Origin of the sequence: Parundibacterium terreum (genome assembly GCF_014636315.1) — a bacterium.
GTDB lineage: Bacteria > Pseudomonadota > Gammaproteobacteria > Burkholderiales > Burkholderiaceae_D > Undibacterium > Undibacterium terreum.
Genome location: NZ_BMED01000009.1, coordinates 76,767 through 100,558 on the forward strand (window position 1 = coordinate 76,767; position 23,792 = coordinate 100,558).

At 53.8% G+C, this 23,792-nt stretch carries 21 protein-coding genes; 11 read left to right on the top strand and 10 right to left on the bottom strand.

What is annotated here, in order from left to right:
• Positions 1–8 precede the first annotated feature (8 nt).
• The gene (locus IEW12_RS27865) at positions 9–3,488 is read right to left on the bottom strand and encodes an EAL domain-containing protein (protein WP_188569424.1); all 3,480 of its coding nucleotides are present in this window, start codon (positions 3,486–3,488) and stop codon (positions 9–11) included.
• 634 nt (positions 3,489–4,122) lie between these two features.
• Between IEW12_RS27865 and IEW12_RS27870 the strand changes: the two genes are divergently transcribed.
• Positions 4,123–7,263: a hybrid sensor histidine kinase/response regulator gene (locus tag IEW12_RS27870; protein ID WP_188569425.1), complete on the top strand. Its 3,141-nt coding sequence runs from the start codon at positions 4,123–4,125 to the stop codon at positions 7,261–7,263.
• 104 nt (positions 7,264–7,367) lie between these two features.
• Here the strand turns inward: IEW12_RS27870 and IEW12_RS27875 are convergent, their stop codons facing one another.
• Positions 7,368–8,354, bottom strand: a complete 987-nt coding sequence (locus IEW12_RS27875; RefSeq protein ID WP_188569426.1) for an aldo/keto reductase — start codon at positions 8,352–8,354, stop codon at positions 7,368–7,370.
• Between the two features lie 109 nt (positions 8,355–8,463).
• Between IEW12_RS27875 and IEW12_RS27880 the strand changes: the two genes are divergently transcribed.
• Entirely contained in the window at positions 8,464–9,348 is an 885-nt protein-coding gene (locus IEW12_RS27880) for a LysR family transcriptional regulator (RefSeq protein WP_229751401.1), read from the top strand.
• A gap of 104 nt (positions 9,349–9,452) precedes the next feature.
• Here the strand turns inward: IEW12_RS27880 and IEW12_RS27885 are convergent, their stop codons facing one another.
• The 4 genes from IEW12_RS27885 to IEW12_RS27900 form a co-directional block, all read right to left on the bottom strand.
• Positions 9,453–9,782, bottom strand: a complete 330-nt coding sequence (locus IEW12_RS27885) for a putative quinol monooxygenase (protein WP_188569427.1) — start codon at positions 9,780–9,782, stop codon at positions 9,453–9,455.
• A 22-nt stretch (positions 9,783–9,804) separates the two neighbouring features.
• Positions 9,805–10,788: a glutathione S-transferase family protein gene (locus IEW12_RS27890; RefSeq protein ID WP_188569428.1), complete on the bottom strand. Its 984-nt coding sequence runs from the start codon at positions 10,786–10,788 to the stop codon at positions 9,805–9,807.
• A gap of 141 nt (positions 10,789–10,929) precedes the next feature.
• Positions 10,930–11,529: a flavodoxin family protein gene (locus tag IEW12_RS27895; protein ID WP_188569429.1), complete on the bottom strand. Its 600-nt coding sequence runs from the start codon at positions 11,527–11,529 to the stop codon at positions 10,930–10,932.
• Between the two features lie 63 nt (positions 11,530–11,592).
• On the bottom strand, positions 11,593–12,342 hold the full coding sequence (locus tag IEW12_RS27900; protein ID WP_188569430.1) for an SDR family oxidoreductase: 750 nt from the start codon (positions 12,340–12,342) through the stop codon (positions 11,593–11,595).
• A 242-nt stretch (positions 12,343–12,584) separates the two neighbouring features.
• On the opposite strand from IEW12_RS27900, the gene IEW12_RS27905 reads away from it, so the two are divergent.
• Positions 12,585–13,496: a LysR family transcriptional regulator gene (locus tag IEW12_RS27905; protein WP_188569431.1), complete on the top strand. Its 912-nt coding sequence runs from the start codon at positions 12,585–12,587 to the stop codon at positions 13,494–13,496.
• Positions 13,497–13,520: 24 nt separating this feature from the next.
• Here the strand turns inward: IEW12_RS27905 and IEW12_RS27910 are convergent, their stop codons facing one another.
• Positions 13,521–14,468: an AraC family transcriptional regulator gene (locus tag IEW12_RS27910; protein WP_188569432.1), complete on the bottom strand. Its 948-nt coding sequence runs from the start codon at positions 14,466–14,468 to the stop codon at positions 13,521–13,523.
• Between the two features lie 323 nt (positions 14,469–14,791).
• On the opposite strand from IEW12_RS27910, the gene IEW12_RS27915 reads away from it, so the two are divergent.
• Positions 14,792–15,007: a hypothetical protein gene (locus IEW12_RS27915; protein WP_188569433.1), complete on the top strand. Its 216-nt coding sequence runs from the start codon at positions 14,792–14,794 to the stop codon at positions 15,005–15,007.
• 117 nt (positions 15,008–15,124) lie between these two features.
• On the top strand, positions 15,125–15,805 hold the full coding sequence (locus IEW12_RS27920; RefSeq protein WP_188569434.1) for a tetratricopeptide repeat protein: 681 nt from the start codon (positions 15,125–15,127) through the stop codon (positions 15,803–15,805).
• Between the two features lie 39 nt (positions 15,806–15,844).
• Here IEW12_RS27920 and IEW12_RS27925 read toward each other — a convergent pair whose 3' ends face one another.
• Positions 15,845–16,507 carry a hypothetical protein gene (locus IEW12_RS27925; RefSeq protein WP_188569435.1) on the bottom strand — a complete coding sequence of 221 codons (663 nt, stop codon included), beginning with the start codon at positions 16,505–16,507 and terminating at the stop codon, positions 15,845–15,847.
• Between the two features lie 423 nt (positions 16,508–16,930).
• On the opposite strand from IEW12_RS27925, the gene IEW12_RS27930 reads away from it, so the two are divergent.
• Positions 16,931–17,695, top strand: a complete 765-nt coding sequence (locus tag IEW12_RS27930) for a transporter (protein WP_229751402.1) — start codon at positions 16,931–16,933, stop codon at positions 17,693–17,695.
• A 44-nt stretch (positions 17,696–17,739) separates the two neighbouring features.
• Entirely contained in the window at positions 17,740–18,345 is a 606-nt protein-coding gene (locus IEW12_RS27935) for a DUF4337 domain-containing protein (RefSeq protein WP_188569436.1), read from the top strand.
• A 2-nt stretch (positions 18,346–18,347) separates the two neighbouring features.
• Here IEW12_RS27935 and IEW12_RS27940 read toward each other — a convergent pair whose 3' ends face one another.
• Positions 18,348–19,514, bottom strand: a complete 1,167-nt coding sequence (locus tag IEW12_RS27940; protein WP_188569437.1) for a DNA topoisomerase IB — start codon at positions 19,512–19,514, stop codon at positions 18,348–18,350.
• 52 nt (positions 19,515–19,566) lie between these two features.
• A complete protein-coding gene (locus tag IEW12_RS27945; RefSeq protein ID WP_188569438.1) occupies positions 19,567–20,133 on the bottom strand; it encodes a type 1 glutamine amidotransferase domain-containing protein in 567 nt (188 codons plus the stop codon).
• Between the two features lie 279 nt (positions 20,134–20,412).
• On the opposite strand from IEW12_RS27945, the gene IEW12_RS27950 reads away from it, so the two are divergent.
• From IEW12_RS27950 to IEW12_RS27965, 4 genes are all read left to right on the top strand, one after another.
• Positions 20,413–21,030, top strand: coding sequence for a LysE family transporter (locus tag IEW12_RS27950; protein WP_188569439.1), 618 nt, complete (start codon positions 20,413–20,415; stop codon positions 21,028–21,030).
• Between the two features lie 177 nt (positions 21,031–21,207).
• A complete protein-coding gene (locus IEW12_RS27955; RefSeq protein WP_188569440.1) occupies positions 21,208–21,828 on the top strand; it encodes an RNA polymerase sigma factor in 621 nt (206 codons plus the stop codon).
• 47 nt (positions 21,829–21,875) lie between these two features.
• Positions 21,876–22,397 carry a hypothetical protein gene (locus IEW12_RS27960; RefSeq protein ID WP_188569441.1) on the top strand — a complete coding sequence of 174 codons (522 nt, stop codon included), beginning with the start codon at positions 21,876–21,878 and terminating at the stop codon, positions 22,395–22,397.
• A 31-nt stretch (positions 22,398–22,428) separates the two neighbouring features.
• On the top strand, positions 22,429–23,715 hold the full coding sequence (locus IEW12_RS27965; RefSeq protein WP_188569442.1) for a hypothetical protein: 1,287 nt from the start codon (positions 22,429–22,431) through the stop codon (positions 23,713–23,715).
• Positions 23,716–23,792 lie beyond the last annotated feature (77 nt).

Below are 23,792 nucleotides of genomic sequence, written 5' to 3' on the forward strand. Positions count from 1 at the left end.
CGTCGAAGTTAAACTTGCGCAAGCTCAGATGCCTGGCTCGGGGTTTCCACAGTTTCCACGAGAGACTTGTGAAAATTGTGTTCTAACAGAGGCATCAAATCAGCGGCCAGCAAAGGCAGGCTGAAAAAATACCCCTGTATCTCGTCACATCCGTTAGCCTTCAAAAACTCCATCTGCTCGGCAGTCTCTATACCTTCGGCTACTACTTTTAGGCGCAGTGAGTGCGCCAGGCCAATGATGCCGGTGGTGACCGCCATATCATCAGCTTCATGGGGGATGTCCTTGATAAATGTGCGGTCTATTTTGACGCTATCCACCGGCAGTTGGCGCAGATAGCCGAGCGAAGAATAACCGGTGCCGAAATCGTCAACGGAAATATGCACGCCCAGTTGCTTCAGGTTTTGCAATGCCAGTATCGCTTGCTGTACATCATGCATGACCATGCTTTCCGTGATTTCTATTTCCAGCAATTCCGCAGGCAGGCCGCTGGATTCCAGGGCGCTGTTGATATTGATCAGCAGTTTTTCATCCCTGAGTTGGCGTGCCGACAGGTTGACGGAAACACGCAAAGGCTGAGGCCCTTGTTTTTGCCAGATGGCAGCCTGGCGGCAGGCTTCATGCATTACCCATGTGCCTATCTCTATGATCAGGCCGGATTCTTCCGCCAGCGAGATAAAGTCGGACGGCGGCACCATGTCCCACTGCGGATGCTGCCAACGCAACAAGGCTTCCACGCCGCTAATCAATCCGGTTTGCAAGTTCAGCTTTGGCTGGTAGTGCAAAAACATTTCCCTGTTTTCCACTGCATGCCGCAAAGCCGATTCCATCGTGAAGCGTTTCAAGGAATCGGCGTTCATTTGCGGAGAATAGAACTGGTAGTTGTTGCCATCCACCTTGGCGCGATACATCGCTATATCGGCATTTTTTAACAAAGTTTCCACGTCGCTGCCGTCATCCGGGGCAACGGCAATACCTATGCTTGAGGTTGTCTTGAATTCTTTGCCGTTGATCTGGAAAGCCTGGGCTGAGCTGGCCAGGATTTTTTCAACCACAGTGACGATGTGGTCCAGGTGATTGTAATTTTCCACCATGACCGCAAACTCGTCGCCGCCCAGGCGCGCCACGATGTCGCATTCACGCAGGCAATTTTTCAGGCGGCGGGCAAATTCAATCAGTAGCTGATCGCCGGCAGTGTGCCCCAATGTATCGTTGACGACTTTGAACCGGTCCACATCAATAAATAATATCGTCAATCCGCGACGGTAGCGGATATTGCGTGCAAGGGCCTGCTGCAGCGTATGGGTGAACAAGTTCCTGTTAGGAAGATTGGTCAGCGAGTCGTGGTTCGCAACATGGCGTAGATTTGTCTCGGCAAGCTTGCGCTGGAAGAACAGGCTGATCTGGCCGCCTATAGACATCAGCATTTTTTGCAGACCCTCATAGGTCTGGTAATCCGGACGCGCAAAGCATTCGATGACGCCGAACACGCTGTCATCGGACAATATCGGGAAGGTGAAAACGCTGGGCATGCCGGCCAGTTCGGTGTGGCGCAACTCCGATTGAAGGTCCGGGCCGTAATTAGACATCAGCAGCGGCCAGCGATGCTCCCACGCACGGCCTGCCGCACCGATACCCCGTGAAATGCGTACTTCTTTTTTCTGGTCCAGGAATTCCGTATCTTTTACCGAATCCAGCCACCAGGACGAGGCATAGCGCAACCAGGGGCCGTCTTCTGCCATGATATAAAAGCAGGCGGCTGTGCCGCCAAGGCCTCTGCACAAGGCTTCCAGTACCAGCGGCATCACAAGCTCGGTATCCTTGGCCGATGCCATCAGTTGCGTCACCCTGTGTTCCACCTCCGCCAGCAAGGTAGTCCGTTTTCTTTCGGTGATATCCATGATCGTGCCGTTCAACACGCGGTCTTCGCCCGGCTTTGATGGCTGCAGGATGATCTGCGCCCAGCGTATCGTATTGTTCCGGCTGGATATGCGGTATTCTCCGCTGACCCTGTAACCTACCGACACAACTTGCTCCAGCGCCGCGCTGAGTTGTGGGCGGTCGTCATTATGAATGCGGTGGAGAAAAGTCTCGAATTCCGGGACCATGGTCGTGGCATCGCATTCAAAAATCCGGTAGGTCTCTGCCGACCAGGTCATGGCGCCATTGCCCCTGTCCAGCGACCAGCTTCCAAGATGGGCAGTACGTTGCGCCTCTGCCAGGTTGGCCTGGTTTTCACGCAATTTCCTGGTCATCGCCTTCGCCAATTTTATTGCCCGGCTGCGGGAAAATGCCATTGCATAAAAGACCCAGGACAACAGGCAGCTGGACAACAGTCCACCGAGCAATGCTATCCATGGTAGCCATACGTCCAGGTGATTCGCAAACGCACCTTCTTTCGAAGTGAATTCAGTCTCCCAGGTGCGTCCGCCGATTTCCAGCGAAAGTGTTGTATGCCGCTGCTTGTTTTGTTGGTCCAGTTCAGAGACAGGTTGTTCATCTTCCTGCGCTTCATTGCTGTCAAACAAAAGGCTATTGCCGCCTGCGGGGGGCGTCGCAGCTTTCTCACCGGTAGGGCCACGGTCGTACATGCGGAAATGCATGTTTTGCAGACCTTCACTATTCAATACTCCAGCCATCAGGTTTTTAACGTTGATACCCGCACCCACCGAGCCCTTGTAGGCAAGGCGCCGTTGTTCAACCGTATCCAAAGGCATATTGTTTTGGTATACAGGCATGCGCATGGCCAGGCCTACATGTTTGTTGGGACCCGAGACGCGAATCAGCGAACCTGAAGATATCAATTCACCCGTATCGCGGCTTTTCGCCAGCGCCAGCGCCCCTGAGGTGCTGGCGGCAAGGTCCTTGCCAAAGGTGCTCGCATTACTTGCCATCGGCTCCTGATAGATCAGGACTGAATAGCTGGCTCGTTTTCCGGAAGGCGTAATGGAAAAATCCGGATAGCCCTGTGGGCTCAGGCTGATGTCACGCCTGACATTGGTTTCGAATTCAGTCTTCTCTTCATTCTGCACGAACTGGGCGTAGTTCAGATTCTGGAATCCGGGATAGCTGCGCTCCAGCTTGAGACCGGCGACATAGCGATGAAACTCCAGCCTGGATACATTGCCTGAAGTGTGGAACAAGGCAGACAAGCCCCTGATGACTTCCACATAAGACGAAATCCGAGACTGGATAACATGATGGGCATCGCTCGCCTGGCGCTCAAAGCGCAGCTTTGCTTCATCTTCGATCTGATTGGAAACTGCGGAAAACAGCGCGATTGAAACTGCCACGCCGCTCAACAAGGCAAGGGCTGGGATGAAATAATTGCTGGAATAAAAGCGGGAGCCTGCGCGTTTGATGCTGGAGAGCGTCCGGGGACCGGCTGTTGGAGAAGCAGGGCTTTCCATGGAGGGGCGTGGCTGCGTCAGAACTCCGGCATCGTCGGGCTCCGGTTTGGGCAGCAACACTTCCTGGTGAACGATATCCATGGTGCTATCCTTTTCATCATCAGCTTCAGTAAATCCTGCGTGCCTGAAGCCGATAAACATCTTGCTGGCATAAGTATACTTACCCCGGCAAGATGGCGTGCGAAGTGCCCGTGCACAGGGCGCTGGTACCATCGGTAATAACAGGAAACCTACTGTGGGCGCTGCTGAGAAATATTGACGCAAGCCCCTTTTACCCAATCTTGTTTTTTTATATATCTAGCCATGTTTTATCATAGCAAACCATTTTCAGGTGCGATGGTCAAGCTATTTAGGACACAGCAATAATTTTTTTGGGAATTCTTGCTTTTGAATTTATACGAATACACTGGCGCTGCAAATTTTCTTGGAAGATTTGCAAGGAAATTGCGGGAACTTCGATACTTGCACGCGGACGACATTGATAGATTAAAATGATTTTTATGTAACTTTTTTCAAGAGGACAATATTGGGACGAATGCATTCAATCTTTGTGCTTATCAATGAGTTGCCAATGTGATTTCATCCTATCCTCAACATTTCCCCATATATTGCTTGTTCAAGTACTGCTATTTGACAAAATACTCCGTCAATCCCGTATGCCGCTACCCTGTAGAATCGCTAATCGGCTTCATTTGAAAGCCCCTCAAAGACAGAGATGATTCCCCTTCCTCTTAGCACTCTAAGCATCAAATTCAAAATAGCCCTGGCGACCAGTTTTGCCACAGTCGTCATGATTGCGCTTGTCACCGCAATGCAAATCCGGCAGATGCGTGAAGACTTCACCCATGTCTTATATGATCAGCAGACGGCTCTGGTCAATCGCACGGCAGAAGAGCTTGACGACAAACTTGCGATGCTGATTGATATCCTGCGGCGTTCGGCTGAGCATCTTCCCCGCGAGTTGATTGATACGCCATCCAAGCTCAGAAATTACTATGAACAGAGGGCAATTCTTGCGTTGTTCGACGACATACTGATTCTTAACAAGCGGGGCGATGTCATCGCCGATGCCCCCGAGGTGGCAGGCCGCACCAGGATCAATGCCGCGGACCGTGACTATTTTAAGACGGTGATGCGGACCAAGAAAGCCTTTATATCCGAACCCCTGTTCGGCAGGGCCAGGGGAGAGCCGATCGTCCAGGTCATTGCGCCTGTGCTGGATGCGCATGGTGATGTGCAGGCAGTGCTGATCGGCGTGCTTCGCCTTTACAAAGATAATGTGCTGGGCCACCTGAGAACTGCCAAGGTAGGGAAAACAGGATTTTATTTTGCGTTGACTCGTTCGGAGGTCCCTATCTATGTGCTGGAGCCGGATGTAAAGAAATTGCTGAAACCGCGGCCGGTCAACGCGAATCTGGCCACTACCCGTGCTTTAAAGGAAGGCTTTGAGGGAACGGTGGAAAGCACCAACAGCAATGGCTTGCGGGCACTGACCAGCTTCAAGTCGCTGAAGACCGTGGATTGGGTGCTGGCATCCTCACTTCCTATTGCCGAGGCATTTGCGCCTTTCGAGCACGTCTCTTACCGTCTTGCCGCCTTGGGTGCCGTCAGTTCGTTGCTGGCCGCCGTATTTATCGGATGGATCACAACGCGATTGCTGGCGCCGCTGGGTAAATTAAGGGACGGTATTTTGTCCATGCGACCTGACGTCAGTGATTTTTCGGCCATGCCGGTAAAACGCAGGGATGAAATCGGACAATTGACTGAGGCCTTCAATGCACTGATGGAGTCGCGTTTTGCCGCGGATGCCAGGCTACAGCAATTGATCAAGGAGATTGATGAGCGCGCGCATGAACTGGAAATAGAGCGTGACCGTGCGCAGGCTGCGAACCGCGCCAAAAGTGAGTTCGTCGCGAATATGAGCCATGAGATACGCACGCCGATGAATGCTGTGCTGGGCATGGTGCAGTTACTGGGCAACACGGACATGACGGCGGAGCAAAGAAATTACCTGACGATGGTGCGCACCTCGGGGCAATCGTTGCTGGGCATTTTGAATGATGTGCTGGATTTTTCCAAAATTGAAGCCGGCCATATGGAGGTCGTACCGGCTGAATTTGATATCGACCAGCTACTCAATTCGCTGGCCACCACGATGACGATGAATGCCGGGGAAAAAGAGCTGGAGCTGGCTATAGGTATCGATCCCGAGGTGCCGCGTATCTTGCTGGCAGATAGCCTGCGCCTGCAGCAGATCCTGGTCAACCTGACCGGGAACGCGGTCAAGTTTACCAATGAAGGCGAAGTATCTGTCAGCGTGGGCCTGGAGTCGAGGAGCGGCAATCAGGCGGTCTTGCGTTTTGAGGTCAAAGACACTGGTATAGGTATTGATGAAGAGCAGCAGGCGGGTTTGTTTGCGCCATTTTCTCAGGCTGATTCCAGCATCACTCGTCGTTTTGGTGGAACCGGGCTGGGTCTGACCATTACCAAGCGGCTGATCGACATCATGGGCGGACGGATCGGTGTCAGCAGCCGCACGGGGCAGGGTAGTTGTTTCTGGTTCACGTTTCCTGTCGACGTGGTGGCCGAACAGAAGGAAGAGCTGCGCTTGCCTGTACTCGGCAAATTGAGCTTGCTGATTGTCGATGATAACCAGACCAGCCGCAATTTCCTGCAAAAAATGGTCAGTAGCTGGGGGTGGCAGGCAGATGACGTCGGCTCCGGCGCAGAAGCAGTACTGCAGCTTAAGCGGCGCATGGCAAAAAAAGAAAACTATGATGTGATCCTTGCCGACTGGACCATGCAGGAGATGGATGGCCTTGCTACTGCAAAAGCGATCCGCGAGACGACACAGGGAAGCCGGCAGCCGGTCATCATCATGGTGAATGCGTTTGCGCGTGACCAGATGGCGCGAGCCCCGCATGCCGATGAGGCTGATATTGTATTGACCAAACCTATTACCGGGTCCAGTCTGTTTAATGCAGTACACGAAGCCATTGTCGCCAAAGTCTCGGGTGCTGAAAAGCTGAAGTCGAAGCGGCCTATGACCAGCAGGTTAAAGGGCCTGCATTTGCTGCTGGTCGAAGACAATCCATTGAACCAGATTGTGGCGCGCGGCTTGCTGGAGCACGAAGGAGCCACTGTCGATGTGCTGGGAGATGGGCAACAGGCGGTTGATCACCTCGCCAGGCATGCCGGCCGCTACGATGCAGTCCTGATGGATGTACAGATGCCAGTGCTGGATGGCTTTAGCGCGACGCGCAAGATACGCCAGGAACTAGGCTTGCAAATTCCGGTTGTGGCAATGACGGCGGGGGTGACCACTTCCGAGCGTCAGCTGTGCGCTGATGCAGGCATGAATGACTTCATTGGAAAACCACTCGATGTGATGCAAATGGTCGGTGTGCTGGAGAAGCTGCTGGCAAGTGGCAAGGACATACCTGCCCCGGTGCTGGAAGATGTGGCTGGCGCACCTGATGCGGACGACATATTTGCGCCGGACAAGCTGCTGGAATTCATGGCGATGGACCCCAGGGCGGCAGAAGTCATCGTGAAAATGATACGCGACCTGGTGGCCTCCGATATGCTTCCAGTGGATGAAATCAAGGCAGATCTCAGTCACGGGCGCAATCAGGAAGTGGCTCGCCGCCTGCATGGGATGCGAGGGTCGATAGGGACCCTGGGCACCAAGCGCTTTGTCGCTGCTGCACTGGAGATGGAGCGGGCCATTGTTGAGGAACAGCAGGCAGCCCTGCCCACGTCGCTGGAGGCGGTTGAAAAAGAATTTGCCCTTGTGCTCCAGAGTGCACGCGCCTGGCTTTCCCAAAAGGGCAACGTTGCAGCCGAAATAAGCTGAATACAGGATAGTAGTATAGGAGGAGCAGCGGGCCAGGCATGGTCCTTTGGTCCTGCTGTTAACAGCACCGGCTGTGCCGATATCACACGTTCACCAGACATTCATCAGGCATTCATTCCCTTCATCCCCTCTTCGCTATAGCGTGCGCCGGCAGCTATACCGGGAGGCAGGGCCTCCGAGATGCGCGACAGCTCGTCCTGGTTCAAACTTACCTGCAGCGCGCCCAGGTTTTCTTGTACATACTTGCTGCGCTTTGTGCCGGGTATAGGAATGATGTCGTCTCCCTGAGCCAGCAGCCACGCGAGAGCCAGTTGGGCAGGCGTGCAGGATTTTTCGCCTGCAATGGCCTGGAGGACTTCCACGATACGCTTGTTGTGCCGCATGTTTTCTTCGGTGAAGCGTGGATTGAAACTACGAAAATCCTTGTCATCCAGCGTCGCAACATCGGCGAGCTTGCCGGTCAGGAAGCCGCGCCCCAGGGGGCTGTAGGCAAAAAAGCTGGCCCCCGTTTCCCGGCAGGCATCCAGCACTTGCAGCTCTGGGTCTCGCGTCCACAAGGAATATTCACTTTGCACTGCCGAGATGGGGTGGATCGTTGCGGCACGCAGCAATGTGGCCGGCGATACTTCGCATAGGCCTATAGCTTTGATCTTGCCCTGCCGGACCAGTTTTGCGAGCATGCCTATGGTCTCTTCCAATGGAGTTTCCAGATTCAGCCGGTGTACGTAATATAAATCGATAGCCTCCACGCCAAGACGTTTTAGCGATGCTTCGCAGGCGCTGACAATATAGGCTGGGCTGTTGTCAACGCGGCGTTCGTAGGAGCCGGGTTTTCTGATCAGGCCGAACTTGGTGGCGATGCGCACCTTGTCTCGCTTTCCTTTGAGAAAGCAACCAAGCAATTCTTCATTGTGCCCTATGCCGTATGAGTCTGCGGTGTCAAACAGGCTGACTCCGGCTTCATAGGCGGCTTCCAGCGTGGACAGTGATTCGCTGTCATCCGTCTGGCCGTAAAACTCCGACATACCCATGCAGCCCAGGCCTAGTGCCGATACCTGCATTCCCGTCTTTCCTATATTGCGCTTTTGCATAGTGAGTCCTTATTGGTTTCGGTAGTGTCCCCTCGTTGTGCAGGGATGAGGGCAGTGTAGGAGGGGAGGCTTGATTGTGGAATGACCAAATTCGTGATACCTTTTTGGTATGAGGAAGATAGATACGAATGCCCTGCAAATGTTTGAAGCGGTGGCCTTAAGCCTGAATTTTCGGCAAGCTGCCGAGCAACTGCATATGTCGCAGCCGCCATTGAGCCGGGCGATCAAGCTGCTGGAACAAAGGCTGGGAGTGCAATTATTTGAGCGGAACACGCAGGGCGTCGCACTGACACGCGCAGGCGCAGACTTGCTGCCCAAGGCTCAGCAAATACTCGGTTTGCTGGATGAGGCGGAAAATTCGTTGATGCGCCAGCAAGGGATGGCACGCTTCCGTCTGGGATTGACGACGTCTGTCGATGCAGGCTTGTTCTCAGGGTTGACTCGCTCGCTGGAAAACGCACTAGGTCAAACCAGCCTGGAACTGACGTTTGCGTCTTCTCCGCGTCTGATCAGTGCAATTCGCACCGGTAAACTGGATGCTGCGGTGATTGCAATGCCGAGCAAGACTTATGAACTCAAGGTACAGTCCCTGGTGCAACAAGATATGATGGTCGCGTTGCAAAGCCGGCATCCGTTGGCAAGGCGACGCAGCCTGTCTCTGGCAGACTTGAATGCAGAAACGGTTTACTGGTTCGAGCGCGCGCGGCAGCCGGCATTCTTTGATCATTGCCATGCCATTTTCCGCAGTCATGCATTTGCTCCGCGCTTTTTACGCGAACCACTGGATCATCACGTATTGCTGAACGATGTGGCGAGTGGCAAGGGCATTGCCTTTCTGCCGGAGTCCTTCGCCTCTTTAAAACTGTCCGGTGTCGCCTACAGAAAACTGGCTGAGGGAAAAGAACTATCCGTTGGTTTGGGTATCGTCACGCAGCCCAGCCCTCATCCGCTTAGCAAAGTGCTGGAAGAGCTGGCAAGTAGCCATCTGCAATGACCTGGGAATTTTTTGTTTCTTGCCCGATCATCTCACCCAGAGCTGCCGTAGGATAAGTAAAGGCGCCCCACCCGAAGCGCCTCTTGGCAGTCGTTGAAGATTTTCTAAGAAGCCAGTGATTTTCCGGGATAGGAGCGTATGCCACGCAAAAATTCTATCCGGCGTTCATGTGCAAGCAGTTCTGGCAGTGCCGCTTCAAAAGCCTGGCGGTAAGGCTTGCTCAGATGATGTTCCAGGAAATAGTCGCGGCTGCAGGCCCAGTTTTCATAAATCACCAGCGTGTCCGGATCATTCAAATCCTCGTGCACCCAGGTATTGATGAAGTCCGGTTCTTGCGACATGGCATCCAGCACCTCGAAAGTCATTTTGCGCATTTTTTCACGCACTTCGGGCTTGGACGGTAAATGGACGATAAAAGATATTGTGTCGGTCATGATGTACTTTCAGAATTCAAATTCAAGATGAAAAATGCGCTCTGCCGTGCGCTGCCATCAAATCCAGATCCGGTCCTACGGGGATGATGCCGGTAGGGTTGATGGAGCCATGGCTGCCATAGTAGTGGGCCTTGATGTTGTCCAGGTTCACCGTATCGGCGATGCCCGGCTGCTGGTACAAATCACGCAGATAAGCCCAGAGATGCGGGTAGTCAACAATGCGGCGTATGCTGCATTTGAAATGGCTGACGTAGACCGCATCAAAACGTATCAGCGTGGTGAACAGGCGCCAGTCGGCTTCGGTCTGGCGCTTGCCTACCAGATAGCGCTGGGTGGACAAGCGCTGGTTCAAGTTATCCAGCGCCGCAAACACCTCGCCGACCGCTTCGTTGTAGGCTTGCTGCGTAGTTGCAAAGCCCGCCCGATATACGCCATTGTTAACGTTCGGGTAAATATAGGCATTGATATCATCGATTTCCTGGCGCAAGTCTTCAGGGTAATAGTCACCGGGGAGGGCGCCTATGTCATCGAATGCGCTGTTGAGCATGCGGATGATTTCAGAGGATTCGTTATTGACGATGGTGTGTGTCTTTTTATCCCACAGCACGGGTACTGTCACGCGTCCCGTATATTCCGGATCGGCCAGCGTATATATCTGATGCATGCGGCTGAAATGGTTCACCGTGTCTGGAATGACTTGTGGGCCGGGATTGAAGGTCCAACCTTCGTTGCCCATGAAGGAATTGACGACCGAGATCGAGATCATGTCTTCCAGGCCCTTGAGCTTACGGAAAATCAGCGCACGATGCGCCCAGGGGCATGCCAGCGATACGTACAAATGATAGCGGCCGGCTTCTGCCTTGAAGCCGCCGTTGCCGCTGGGTCCCGGGCTGCCGTCCGCAGTAATCCAATTGCGGAAACTCGATGCCTTGCGGACGAAAGCGCCGCCGGTCGACTTGGTGTCGTACCAGTCGTTGCGCCACTTTCCTTCTACTAATAAACCCATGATCTGCTCCTGATTCGCGTACTGCCTCTTCCCAATTTTCGTGGGGATGGTATCCACGATGCCGCCGGGCTTTCTGTTTGAGGGAAAAGCCCCGGCGGTTTGATGGAAAAAGAAAAATGCTACAAATGTTACAGATGCTGCTTAAGCGACTGCGTGACGCCCCGCAGCCAACTGAATGGCCACTTTGGCAACGCGTGCACCCAGATGCTCCGCCGTTTTCAGATCGGCGCTGGTAGGGGCAACATCCGGACCTTCATCTGCATTCGATTGTGCTGCAGCACCGAGGAAGAAACCATGGCGGTTCAGGCTGTCTTCAGTGCTTTTCGAATTATTGTGGCCGGGTGGCAAACCAAGGTTCACCCAGTGCATGCCGTGCTGGGCAGCAAAGATGGACAACTGCTGTAACACTGCCAGCTTGTCGCCTGAGCGTGATGCTGCATTGGTGAAGCCTGCTGCAACTTTATTCGCCCATTTACCGCCTTTGGCAAACACCTTGCTGGATGTCGCTTCCATAAAGCCTTTGAATTTGGCTGAAGCGCTACCCATGTAGGTAGGGGAACCGAAGATAATCGCATCGACAGTTTCCAGCTTGTCCCAGTATTGGTCGATATCATCGACGCTGATCAGGATGCTTTCAATATTGCCGGCACTGGCGGCGCCGCGTGCAACTGCTTCTGCCTGTCTGGCAGTGTGGCCATAGCCGCTATGGTAGATGACGGCAACGCTTGTAGATTTGTTCATATCGATTCCTGGATATTATGAAATTGCCCATTCGCGGGACATCCCGCGAATGGGAAGATGAAATTACAGTTGGCTCATGCCGCCGTCTACAATCAGCTCAGTGCCGACGATGAAGGCAGATTCCGGCGAGGACAGATAGACCACCGCGCTGGCAACTTCATCTGGAGTGCCGAAGCGTTTCAAAGGAATTTGCGACTGTATGCCTGCTGCCAGTTCATTCAGTTGTTCTGCTGGCATGCCCAGGCGGCCATACAAAGGTGTGCTGACAGGGCCAGGGCTCACCACGTTGACACGTACACCGCGTGGCAGCAATTCTGCAGACAAGGTCTTTGCGAAGGAAATCAGCGCGGCCTTGCTGGCTGCATAAACGCTGGAAGACGCCATGCCTATGTGTGCATTGATGGAGCCGTTCAGCACGATTGCCGCGCCGCTATTGAACAAGGGAGTCAGTGCCTGGATCGCGAAGAAGATACCTTTGACGTTGACATTAAATGATTGATCCCAGAATTCTTCGTCTATGGCTTCCAAAGGTGCGAACTTGGCAACGCCGGCGTTAAAGAAGACTGCATCCAGTGTGATGCCTTGCGCTGTCAGTGTGCTGGCCAGTTCTTTTGATGCCTTGATGTCGCCGGCGTCGGTACGCAGAGCAATGGCTTTTTCACCGAGTTGCGCTTTTGCTGCATCCAGTGTGGCCTGGTCGCGGCCAGTAATGATCACTCTGGCGCCTTGCTTTGCGAATTCCTGCGCGGTTGCCAGGCCGATGCCACTGTTGCCGCCGGTTACGAGTACTGTTTTATTGTCGAAACGTTTCATGATAGCTCCTTGGGTTTGTGTGAGTTGCTGAAACAGATGTGTTTGTCTGTGCAACTACTATATGAGCGGCACGGCTTACCAACAATACGGAAAGTCTTGATGGATCGTTTAGTTTATGTGAATCAAACGGCGGGCTAAGGCGGAAAACAGGGTCAAACAACAGAATCCTGCAAGCTGACGTATGGTAAAGAAGAAACTTTGATATCATCTTCAGGACCTATGAACCTATCCTGGAGCCATGAATGGATCGCCTGCGTGCTATGGAAGTCTTTGTCGAAGTAGTCCGCAAGAATGGCTTTGCCCGTGCCGCAGATGCGCTGGATACTTCTCCAGCGAACGTGACGCGCATCATCAGTGACCTGGAGTCTCATCTGGGTACCCGCTTGCTGAACCGTAGTTCGCGCAAGATGTCGCTGACCGAAAGCGGCGAGGCTCTGTATGAGAGGGCAAAATCCATTGTCGAGGAAATGGTGGAGGTGGAAGCGATTGCCTCGTCGGCTTCCATGCAGCCGCGCGGTCTGCTGCGTATCAATGCGCCACTCAGCTTCGGCATTCTGCACCTGGCGCCTTTATGGCCCAAGTTCAAGGCAGCCTATCCGGAAGTGGAACTGGAAATTGCGTTGATAGACCGGGTGGTCGATATTGTCGAAGAAGGTTACGACCTGGCGATTCGCATCTCCCGCGTTGGCTCTACGGCCCACGCGGCCCGCAAGCTGGCAACTTCGCACAATATCATCTGCGCTTCACCGGAATATCTGCGCAAGCATGGCGCACCTGTCTTGCCATCTGACCTGGTGAATCACCATTGCATTGTGTACAGCTATTCGCCGACCGCCGATGAATGGAGCTTTCTGGATGAGAAGGGGCATGTGCATTCAGTAAAAGTCCCTTATACGATGCGCACCAATAACGGCGACACGGCGCGGGCGGCTGCGCTGGCCGGTGCGGGCATCATCTGGCAGCCCAGCTTTCTGATTGGCGCGGATTTACGGGCCGGGCGGCTGGTTCAGCTCCTGCCCGGATACAGGATGCCGGATATTGATGTGCTGGCGATGTATCCCAGCCGCCGGCATCTGAGTGCCAAGGTGAGGGTGATGATCGATTTCCTGGTGGAAGAGTTCAAGGATACTCCGCCTTGGGAGGCGGATCACTAGCGCCCGCGTGGCTTGCGGTTTGGTTTACTGTACCGTCACGTAACGGGAGCTGCTTTCTGCAGGCATCTCGACCAGCAGGCTCCTCATCTGGTTTGCTTCTTCTACGGGTGTACGGCCGAAAAAGCGCTTGAATTCCCTGCTGAATTGCGACGTGCTTTCATAGCCTACCCGTCCCGCCGCAGTGGCGGCGCTGAGCCCGTCCTGTATCATCAGTAACCGCGCCTTGTGCAGCCTGGTGGTTTTCAGGTATTGCATCGGTGACGTTGTCGTCACTCCCTTGAAGTTAGCATGGAAGGCCGCCACGCTCATGCCCGCTTCGGTGGCCAAGGTATCGACATCCAGGCCGTCGGCATAGTTACTGTGGATGCGGCGCAGTGCCTTGCTGATTTTTCCAAACTGGCTTTGATGCGTCAGCGCGGCGCGTATTGCCGGGCCCTGTTCGCCGGTCAAGACCCTGAAATAGATTTCCCGCATGATGGCCGGGCCAAGTATCTGGCTGTCTATCGGCGACGTCAGAGCCTCCAGCAGGCGCAGCACAGCATCGCTTAATTTGTCGTCCAGCGGGGTGGAGCACATGCTGACGGGCGTGGTCGCGACATGATGCTGAGACTCGTCCAGCGACAGCACCAGTTCTGCGGCAACCGCCAGATTGATGCGGATGGAAACTGCCAGCAAGGGCTCTTCCGGGCTGGCTATCGTTTCACTTTCGAACGGAAGCGGAACAGAAAGCACCAGGAATTGCTGTGAATCATAGGTAAACATCTGGTCACCCAGAAAACCGCGTTTTCTCCCCTGGCACACGACGACTATCCCCGGTTCATACAGTACCTGCGTGCGCGGCAGGGATTTGTTGGCGCGCATGAATTTAATGCCGTCCAGCGTGGACAGGGTTTGACCTTCTGCCGGCGCCAGTGTGCCGAGCAGGTCCACCATGCGTTGCTGTTGCCGGGATATTTTGTCGATGGAGTTCATGGCGGTGTTGGCAAAGAAATGAAGATAGCCGCATTTAACACCAGCGGCACAGTGGCAGTCCAGAGCTCCTTAGCTGTGGCAATAGGATTAGGCAATAGATCAAGATAATTGTGTGAGCTGAGGCTTTAAATTTTTCATGAAATTTATTTTAGGCAATGAAATGGCGAAAATGTAGTTCAATTGAAGTTAATTTTAGAGAATTAGGCAATGTATCAAGAATATCCGGTATTCAGCAAAAACGCGTCTGTCACTACACTTCCTGTCATCGCAGTAATGCCCACTTTGCCGTTGCCAGGCGCTTCTCCATGTTTAAAGGAACTTTCATGAATCAGCTTGCACTTTATGCCGTACTTGGCGCGCACGCCGTCGGATGCGTTGCCTATACTTCCACCCAGGGCCTGGGTACAGAAACCCCTGTTGCCGCGACGATGCCAGCTCTACCCTCGGTGCGGACTGCACTGAGCCAGGATGATGTCCGGCTGTTGCGGCACTGGCAGCTTTTGCTGAGTGCCGATACGCGGCCTCAGTATGTCGCTTGATTTGAGCCTCATCATTTTTTAGTGGATCATTCTGAAACATCTTATTATTGAGGTATTCGCCGAATTTCGTTTCCGCCGGCTGCCGGCGAAACTTCAGTACCTTCATAGGATGGATTCATGAAACTGCCTGCCAAGCTTTTACTCTGTTTGTTCGTGCCCGCTGTGATGGCGACAGCATGGGCGGATGATTTTTCTGACGGAGTCGCCGCGTATGAAAAGAAAGACTATGCAAGCGCGTTGGCTTCCTTCGAGAAGGCGGCCAAGAAAGGAAATGCGGATGCGCAGTTCAATCTGGGTCTGATGTATGTAAATGGCGAAGGAGTCGGGCGCGATTACGACAAGGCACTGGACTGGTATGAGCAATCCGCCGGGCAAGGAAATGCGCGCGCGCAGCTGAATTATGGCCGCATGTTTGCGAAGGGGCTGGGAGTTGTTCAGGATTATGGACAGGCTCGTTCCTGGTACCAGAAGTCGGCCGCGCAAGGTTATCCGGACGCCGAGTATACCTTGGGCATCATGTACTTTACCGGCATAGGTGCGCAGCAGAATTTCTCCACTGCGGAGTCCTGGTTCCTTAAGGCTGCCAAGAAGGGCAATGCCAGCTCACAGCATTATCTGGGCCTGATGTACTTCAGGGGCAACGGTGTAGAGCAGGATTACGTAGAAGCGCTTAAATGGTTCATCCTGGCCGATGGCTATAAAGACGCACTGGAATACCGCGAGTATGCCGAAGCAAAAATGAGCAAGGACGAAATCGCACAGGCCAAAAAGCTGGCGGAAGACTGGCAGCCGAAATAAGCTGGATATGGGGCTAGATGAGCGCGCTTAATGAGTGTCCTAGATGAGCGTGGCCCTGGAATTGGGGCCGCTGAATATATTTCTGACCAGGTAGCCTAGCCGGTTTTGTCTGTAGCTTTCGTATTTGGCCAGGATGGGCAGCAGATAGGGCTCCTGTTTGACCAGCTCGCCTTCTACTTCCGGGCCTACCCAGTCGGTACGCCATTGCACATTGATACCGTTGCCAAAGTCCACGGAGGCCAGCACCGGGCCTGAGTTGCTGGCTATGCAGGCGACTGCGCGGTAAAAATATCCTTTATAGTGTTTTCTGACATTTCCCAGCCCGAAATCCAGCACGATATTACCGTTGATACCGTTGACGACGCAAACCACATGCCCCTCGACTTGACCAGGCTGCGTATAGCCCTGGTAGCCTAAATAAAACTCTTTATTATCATTCCTGAAAATTGCGTGGCAACCCCTGACCTCGGTGTCATAGCCTTTGGCCCGCAAGATCCTTGCAGTCAATGCGGCCATGGCAAAGCAACTGCTGCCGTATTGGTCGAAATAGCCGAGATGCTTGAAGTCATAATAGATTTGACGAATATGCCCGTGAAGTTCGTGATGTTTGGGAATATTGTGCAATGCGGACATGCCGCTGGGTGCCGAAGCAACTGCCGAGGATGGCTCGGAGATATAGTCTGGGACTTGAATGGTGCTCACGATAAGGACTTGGTCTAGGTGGTTGAAGACGCGGGGCCACTGACGATCCCATGCAGAATGCTTTTCAATTTATCAGTAACTATTTAACAAGCTTGTGACGTATCGAAACACAATGTTAAAAAATGTAAAAAATTCGTTTGAGAAACTAGTTGGTATGGACTGAACTGGTAATTCTTTTTATGTGCTGCGCGTGAAGCAGGGCAATATAAAAAAATATACAAAACGGATATTTTTACGCTGCCACTGTCTCAACTGTGGCAATTCAGCCGCTAGTTTTGGAATATTTATGGCGAATGTGAGCGAATCACAGACTTCAGCGTTTAGATAAGTACAATGTTTCCAAGCGCTTAATACGCGCGTGTCCGCAGGTGTTATTTGCTGCCAACCGGTATTTCTGCCGCAGTTCAAGTCTTTAGGAATTTTATGTTTAGTTACAAATTGATGATTTTCATGTTGCTATGTGGCAACATCGAAATGGCGATGGCGGACGAGGAGGCGGGCGTCCTTCCTTATCGACCTTCTGTTTCCAGTCCGGCCCAGTTGCCGCAGGAAGGGCAACTGGAGTTTGAATTAGGGGGGCTTAGCTCCAAGAGCGGGGATGCCAGGCGCGATAGTCTGCCTTATTTGTTCAAGCTGGCGTTCAACCCGCAGTGGGGGGTATTGATAGGCGGCGAGGCCTATGTGTCGGCACGCGACGATAGCGGTAACCGCGCGCGCGGCATAGGTGATACGAACCTGGTATTAAAGCGTGCCTTCCTGGTGGATGACGCGACTGCTTTCGGCCTGGAGTTGGGCAGCAAGCTGCCGAGTGCGAAAGACAGCATAGGTAGCGGCCGTACCGATTATTCGCTGAACGGCATCTTTAGCAAGGATATGGGCAGGCTGCACATGGATCTGAACCTGAACTTCACCAGGCTGGGAGGTGTCGATATCGGGACATCGAAGGTTCAGACTGGCGTATCGTCTTCCTTTTCACTTCCGATTGCAGAGCAATGGGGTGTTAATTTTGAATGGTCGGGCACGCGCCGTACCGGCGTGGACAGCACATCGCAATTGCTGGGGGCATTCACCTATAGCCCCAGCAAGCGCATGACGATAGACTTTGGCGTCATTCGCGGCTTGAACAATGCGTCGCCCGACTGGGCTTTGTTTACCGGTATCGTAGTGCCGGTGGCGAAATTGTGGTGAGCGCGCAGTCGACAATATTATTAATGCAGGAAGATAAGTAAACCATGGATATAGATCCGATAGAAACGGTAGAACAACTGGAAGAGGGTAGGACATCAGATCGCGCCTCCATGCGCCTGAATATGCTGGTGGCAATTACGGTGGCGATCCTGGCTACCTTCATGGGCATCTGCAAGGTCAAGGACGATAATATCGTCCAGTCCATGCAGCAGGCGCAGGCCAATAAACTGGACCATTGGGCTTTTTACCAGGCCCGCAACATTCGCGAGGAAGTCGCCAAATCCACGCTGGTGCAGCTGCGGCTTGCTGCTGCCGGGCGTCCCGCTGGTGAACAGCAGGGATACCAGGAGGCTATCGCCCAGTATGAAAAACTGGCTGCAGATCAGGAAAAGAAAAAAGATGAATTGAAAGCCCAGGCGGATCAGGATCAGAAGGACTATGATGCCGCTAATTTCAGGGACGACCAGTTCGATCTTTCAGATGCATTGATCGCGATCGCTATTTCCCTGCTCGCGGTAACCGCGCTGACGCACCAGCGCTGGTTGTATGGCTTGGCATTGATACCTACCGGTTTTGGTATCCTGATGGGGCTGGCCGGGCTGATAGGCTGGAATGTGCATCCTGATGCACTGATACGGCTATTGTCTTGATTTTAGTTATGGCCCTGCCTTAGGCGCAGGGCCAGGAATTTTAACAGGATGGCTTCTTCTTTTTGTAGCGAGGTAGGAGAATTGGCCGCGACAGAGGCGCATGCCTTCCATTCGTCGCACAGGCGGCCTTCCATATAAGCTTGCAGGACATCCGGGTGTACATAGCATTTTCTGCAGATTGCCGGCGTGTTCCCCAGTTTTTTTGCTACCTGCGCAACGGCATTGACGATGTTTTTCTTCGCCTCTGCATCGGATTCTGCAGGCCCCAGTTCCTGCAATGCCAGCGCCGCGTACAGCGTGCCCGACCAGGTGCGGAAATCCTTGGCTGTATAGCTATCGCCGGCGATGTTGCGCAGATAGTCGTTGACGTCGGACGAGTCGATCGCGTGGCGTTTGCCGTCTTCATCCAGATACTGAAATAATTCTTGTCCGGGAAGCTCGCGCATGTGCCGGATGATGCGGGACAGCCTTGCGTCTCGCAGGCTGACGGCATGTTTGACTCCGCTTTTGCCGCGGAATTCAAATGCAATACTGGTGCCCTTGATTTGCACGTGGCGGTTTTTCAGCGTCGTCAGCCCAAAGGAGTTATTGGAGCGTGCGTATTCCCAGTTGCCGACACGGATATGCGTGCTTTCCAATAAAGAGATAACCGCCGCAAGTACTTTTTCCCGCGACAGCCCCGGTTTAGCCAGTGCCTTGTGGATAGCGTTTCTGATAAGCGGCAGGGCCGGGCCGAACTGCAATAGATGGCCGTATTTCGCTTCATCGCGCACAGCTCTCCATTGCGGATGATAGCGGTACTGCTTGCGTCCTCGCGCGTCCCTCGCGGTAACCTGGATGTGCCCGTTTTCCCAGGGGCATATCCAGACGTCGGTCCAGGCGGGAGGGATGACCAGGGATTTGATGCGCGCCAGCAAAGCCTCGCTGGCTTTACCGCTCAGCCGTTTGCCATCTGCTGCCAGATAGCGAAATTCCGGCTTCCCCTGCTTCAAAACACTTACACGCTGGATGCCAGGGCTCTGATCGCTGACATAGCGTAGTCCGGCCTGCTTCGCGGCCACCGTTGCATCTGTTTTCAAGGCCGAGAAATTTTCTACCAAGGCCTTGATGGCACCTGGCGGAAGCGCAGTTTTCTGCGCAGGTACTTGCGGGGTGGCTTGTGCTGACATTGAAACTCGCAATCTGTCGTCAATCAAATCCGGATAATCAAATCCAGAGAGCTCAGGATGCCCATTTGGCCGGATGCGCAGGCTGGCGTAAAGCTGCAAGCAGCGCCTGATTAAAGGCGGGTAGAGCTTCCGGGCTGCGCGAGGAAATGATATTGCGGTCTTTGACCAATTCCTGGTCTAGCCAGATACCGCCAGCATTACGGATGTCGTCGCGCAAGCTGGGCCAGCTGGTGAGCGCCCTGCCGCGTACCACATCCGCTGAAATCATCAGCCATGCACCATGGCAAATGACGGCAATGGGTTTGCCAGCCGCGTCTGTCTGCCTGATGAAGGCTTGCGCCTGCGGCGATGTTCGCAGTGCATCGCTATTGATCACGCCACCGGGCAAGACGACCGCATCGTAGTCCTCGGCATTGGCTTGTTCAAAGTTCTGGTCAACGGCGACGGTCTGCGCTTTGTCTTCATGGTGGTAGCCCTGAATGACGCCATCCTTATCGGAAATGATGTGTACCGTCATGCCGGCGCTTTCCAGTGCCTGCATGGGCTCCAGCAATTCCGATTGTTCATAGCCGTCGGTGGCGAGTATCGCTACCTTTATTGCGTCCTGTGCTGTGTTCATGGTGTTTTCCTGGGTGAGCCAGTCCTGAGTGCAGGCTGGTTGAGGTCATTGGTGACTTATCGGGTAACTTATGTAGCGCTGGTCTGTAACCGTACCTCGATGGTAGGAGCGGCCATGAAGCGGCACCATCGGACGATGCCTACTTGCCCTGTAGGATTAAATGGCTAAGCTGAGGCGGGGTGGACTCGCTTCCTCTGCATATATCGCTGTATTCGGGCCGCTTGTGGGAGTCTGGTGTGCTTGTGTACTATTGGTGTCAGTATCGTTCGAGGAGCTACCATGTTTGGCATTATCAATTACGGCACATTTGTTGCCACAGTTCTATTATTTTTGGCTATCCCCGGTCCTGGCTTGCTGGGGATCATCGCTGCCGCAGGGAAAGATGGCAGGCGCGCAGGCTTTGCCAGCACGCTGGGAGTGGTGGCAGGGGATTGGATACACATGTTGCTCGCCGGCATAGGCGTAGCTGCCTTGCTGCAGGCGAATCCGCTGGTATTCAAAGCGATACAGTATCTCGGCGCTGCTTACCTGGTGTATCTGGGCATAGGTCTGCTGCGTACAAAAATACAGGACCAGCCATCAACAGACGAGCAGCCTGTTGGAGGCCGGCATTTTCGCCGCCTGTTCGTCATTACCCTGATGAACCCCAAGGCAATAGTCTTTTACATGGCATTTTTCCCCTTGTTCATCAATCCTGAGCAGCATCACGGCGCATGGACATTGATGGCAATGGGCTTGACTGTCAGCAGCCTGACGATACTGTTTTGTTTTTCCGTCGTGTTGCTGGTGAATCTGATCACAGCCAGGCTGAAAAACAATGCACGGATTTCACGCCTCGCACACCGTATTGCGGGCGTCGCGTTGATAGGTTTCGGCATCAAACTGTCTGCTACCTGAAACCGCGTCCGGCCCGGGTACCGGGCCGGACGATTCACATTAGCACTGAACAAGGCATCAAGCACTGCAGTCTCAGGTCGCAGTAATCGTAGTAATTTAGCGGCGAAAATCAAATAGTTAAAAAAAACGGGAACTTTTCAAGCTTCCCAAGGGAATATCAGAAAAGACGCTGAGACTATGTCCCTGACCAATCCACTTCACGACAATAATTTGCTGAGGGAAATGAGAGCCGGCAACACCGCCGCCTTCCAGACCCTGTACCGGCAGCATCAGGCGCCGCTCTATCGCTACGCCTTGCTGAGGGCGGCATCGGCCGATGTGGCGGCGGACGTGGTGCAGGATGTGTTCATGGGGCTGTTGACGGATTCTTATCAGTTCGACCCTTTGCGCGGTAATTTACAAAGCTTCCTGTTCGGTGTGGCGCGCAATCTGATTTTGAAGCGGGAGGAGGCGCGCAGGCGTTTTGTCTCCACCAGCGCAGATGCCGAGAATGAGGACGAAGACCAGGAGTGGGCGAGCGAGGACAGGATGGAAGAAGATGAACCCGCCCGGCAACTGTTCTCCAACCAGGTAGCGGAGCAGGTCAGGCAGGCGCTCGCGGCGCTGGCGCCGCACTACCGCGATGTTGTGGTGCTGTATGAAATGCACGATATGTCTTATGTCGATATTGCGCAGATTTGCCAGATTGATATAGGGACTGTGCGCTCCCGCCTGTCCCGTGCACGTGCTGCGTTGTTGAAAAAACTCGCCCATCTGGAGCCTGGCAACTCTGCAGTACGCGGTGGAACGGCTGGCTAGAGGCTAGCCAGGTCATTGCAGAAGTAGCGCCAAAACTGGAAAAGATCATGAATGACGATAAACCGGATAAACAAGCTGATGCGCTGGACGTGGGTTTCGACGCGCTCCGGCAGCAAATGCAGGAAATGCAAGCTCCCGCTGATCTCGAAGGCAGGCTGCTGGCCGCATTCAATACGGTGCAGGCACAGCGTGTTCCGTCCGTACCAAGCCCTCTGAGGGCCTGGTACCAGCGTTCACGGCACTGGATATCCAGCACGTGTGCGATTGCCGGCACTGCAGCGTTGGTGGTCACGATGATGATTTCGCCTGTGCGTACACCGATGGAGGCGACTTCCGCAGTCCGGCAGATGCTGAATGACGAGACTGGCACGCCGTTTATTGCGATTGCTTCGCTGGAGCGGATAGAGGGAGAGCCGGCACCGCGCCTGGTGGATGCAGACGTTCCCGGAAGCTGGCTGGCCTCGTTGGGTTTGCCGGTGGCGCCGGAGATGGCCGATGAGCCGGTACATGCGCAAATGTTGCTGAGCGAATCCGGCCAGCCGCTGGCGATGCGCCTTGCACCACATTGAATTTTATTTTTTTGACTACTGAAGGAAAGACATGCAAAAACCAGTCAGCCTACTTGCCCTGCTGATCACCTCGGCTTTTGGCACATTTGGCGCTTTTGGCTTTACTCAGGCCAGCGCTGCAGACGGCGCAGCTAATGGCGCTAACGGAGCCAATGGAGTCTTGGAACTGCGCAAGGGAACTTTTACTGTTGTTACTAATGAAGTTTCGACGGCGAGTGCGCCGGGAATAATGGACCGCAGGCTGGAGGTCCGGAGCTTTGATGCTGCGCCGATACAACTGGCGGCGCTGGCAGACGTGCCTAGTCCTACGCAGATAGAAACCATCGTTTCTACCGCAATGTCGGAGGCGCTGTCGAGCGCGCCCTTACTGCCCGGCGGCAAGGTAGTGAAAAACGCACCTTACAGCACCGAAGTCGTTTCCGAAAGAATCCAGACGCTGGCCGATGGAAACCAGATCGGCAGCAAGACCAGCACAATGTCTTATCGCGACGCACAGGGGCGCACACGGCAGGAAATCCGCGACGGCAAGGGTGAAGTACGACAGGTCATTATCAATGACGCGGTGGAGGGTACGCGCTACATGCTCAACCCGTCCAGCAAGACAGCCTTCAAAATATCCGTGGATAAGGATTTCGCGCGCCGGATAGAGGAGGCCAAGGCCAAGGCAGAAGTGGCGAGAGCCAAGGCGGAGATAGCGAGAAAAGAGGGAAAACTGGCGGCTGCCCAGAGCGAAGGAGGCGGACAGGAAATTATCGTCAAGCGTAGTGAAAAGAGCAGCGATACCGGCAAGGATGCGGCCAAGGGGCCGGATGGCAAGGATGTGCGGGAAGAGGTGAGGGTGAAAGTTATCCGTCTGAACGCAGATAAGGAAGAAAAACTGGCAGCTAATTTATCTTCCCTGAACACCATGGGCGCCAGCCTCGGCGAAATGGTGCGCATGGGGCCGATATACAACGCCTTCGGTGATGCCGGCATGTCTTCGAAATCGACAAAAAAAGATCTCGGCAGCAAGGACTTTGACGGCATCAAGGCGGAGGGGAAAATGAGCTCCTATTCCATCCCAGCCGGGCAGATCGGTAACAAGAACCCGATCACTGTGTCAACTGAAACCTGGTACTCGCCTGAACTGCAGGTCACCGTGTATTCCAAGCACAGCGATCCACGCACGGGCGACCTGATTTATCGCCTGGCAAATCTGAAGCGCGGCGAGCCGAGTAGCGCACTATTTACGGTTCCTGATAGCTACAGCATCAAGGAATCGCCGGCACAGATACACATCAACGAAAAGCGGGTTGAAATAAATTCCGGTAAAAAATAAGTTTCAGGCAGGATGTGCCGACAGTAAGCATTCATGAGTAGTGACCGCAGGGCCTGGCCTGCAGTCGCAACTCATGC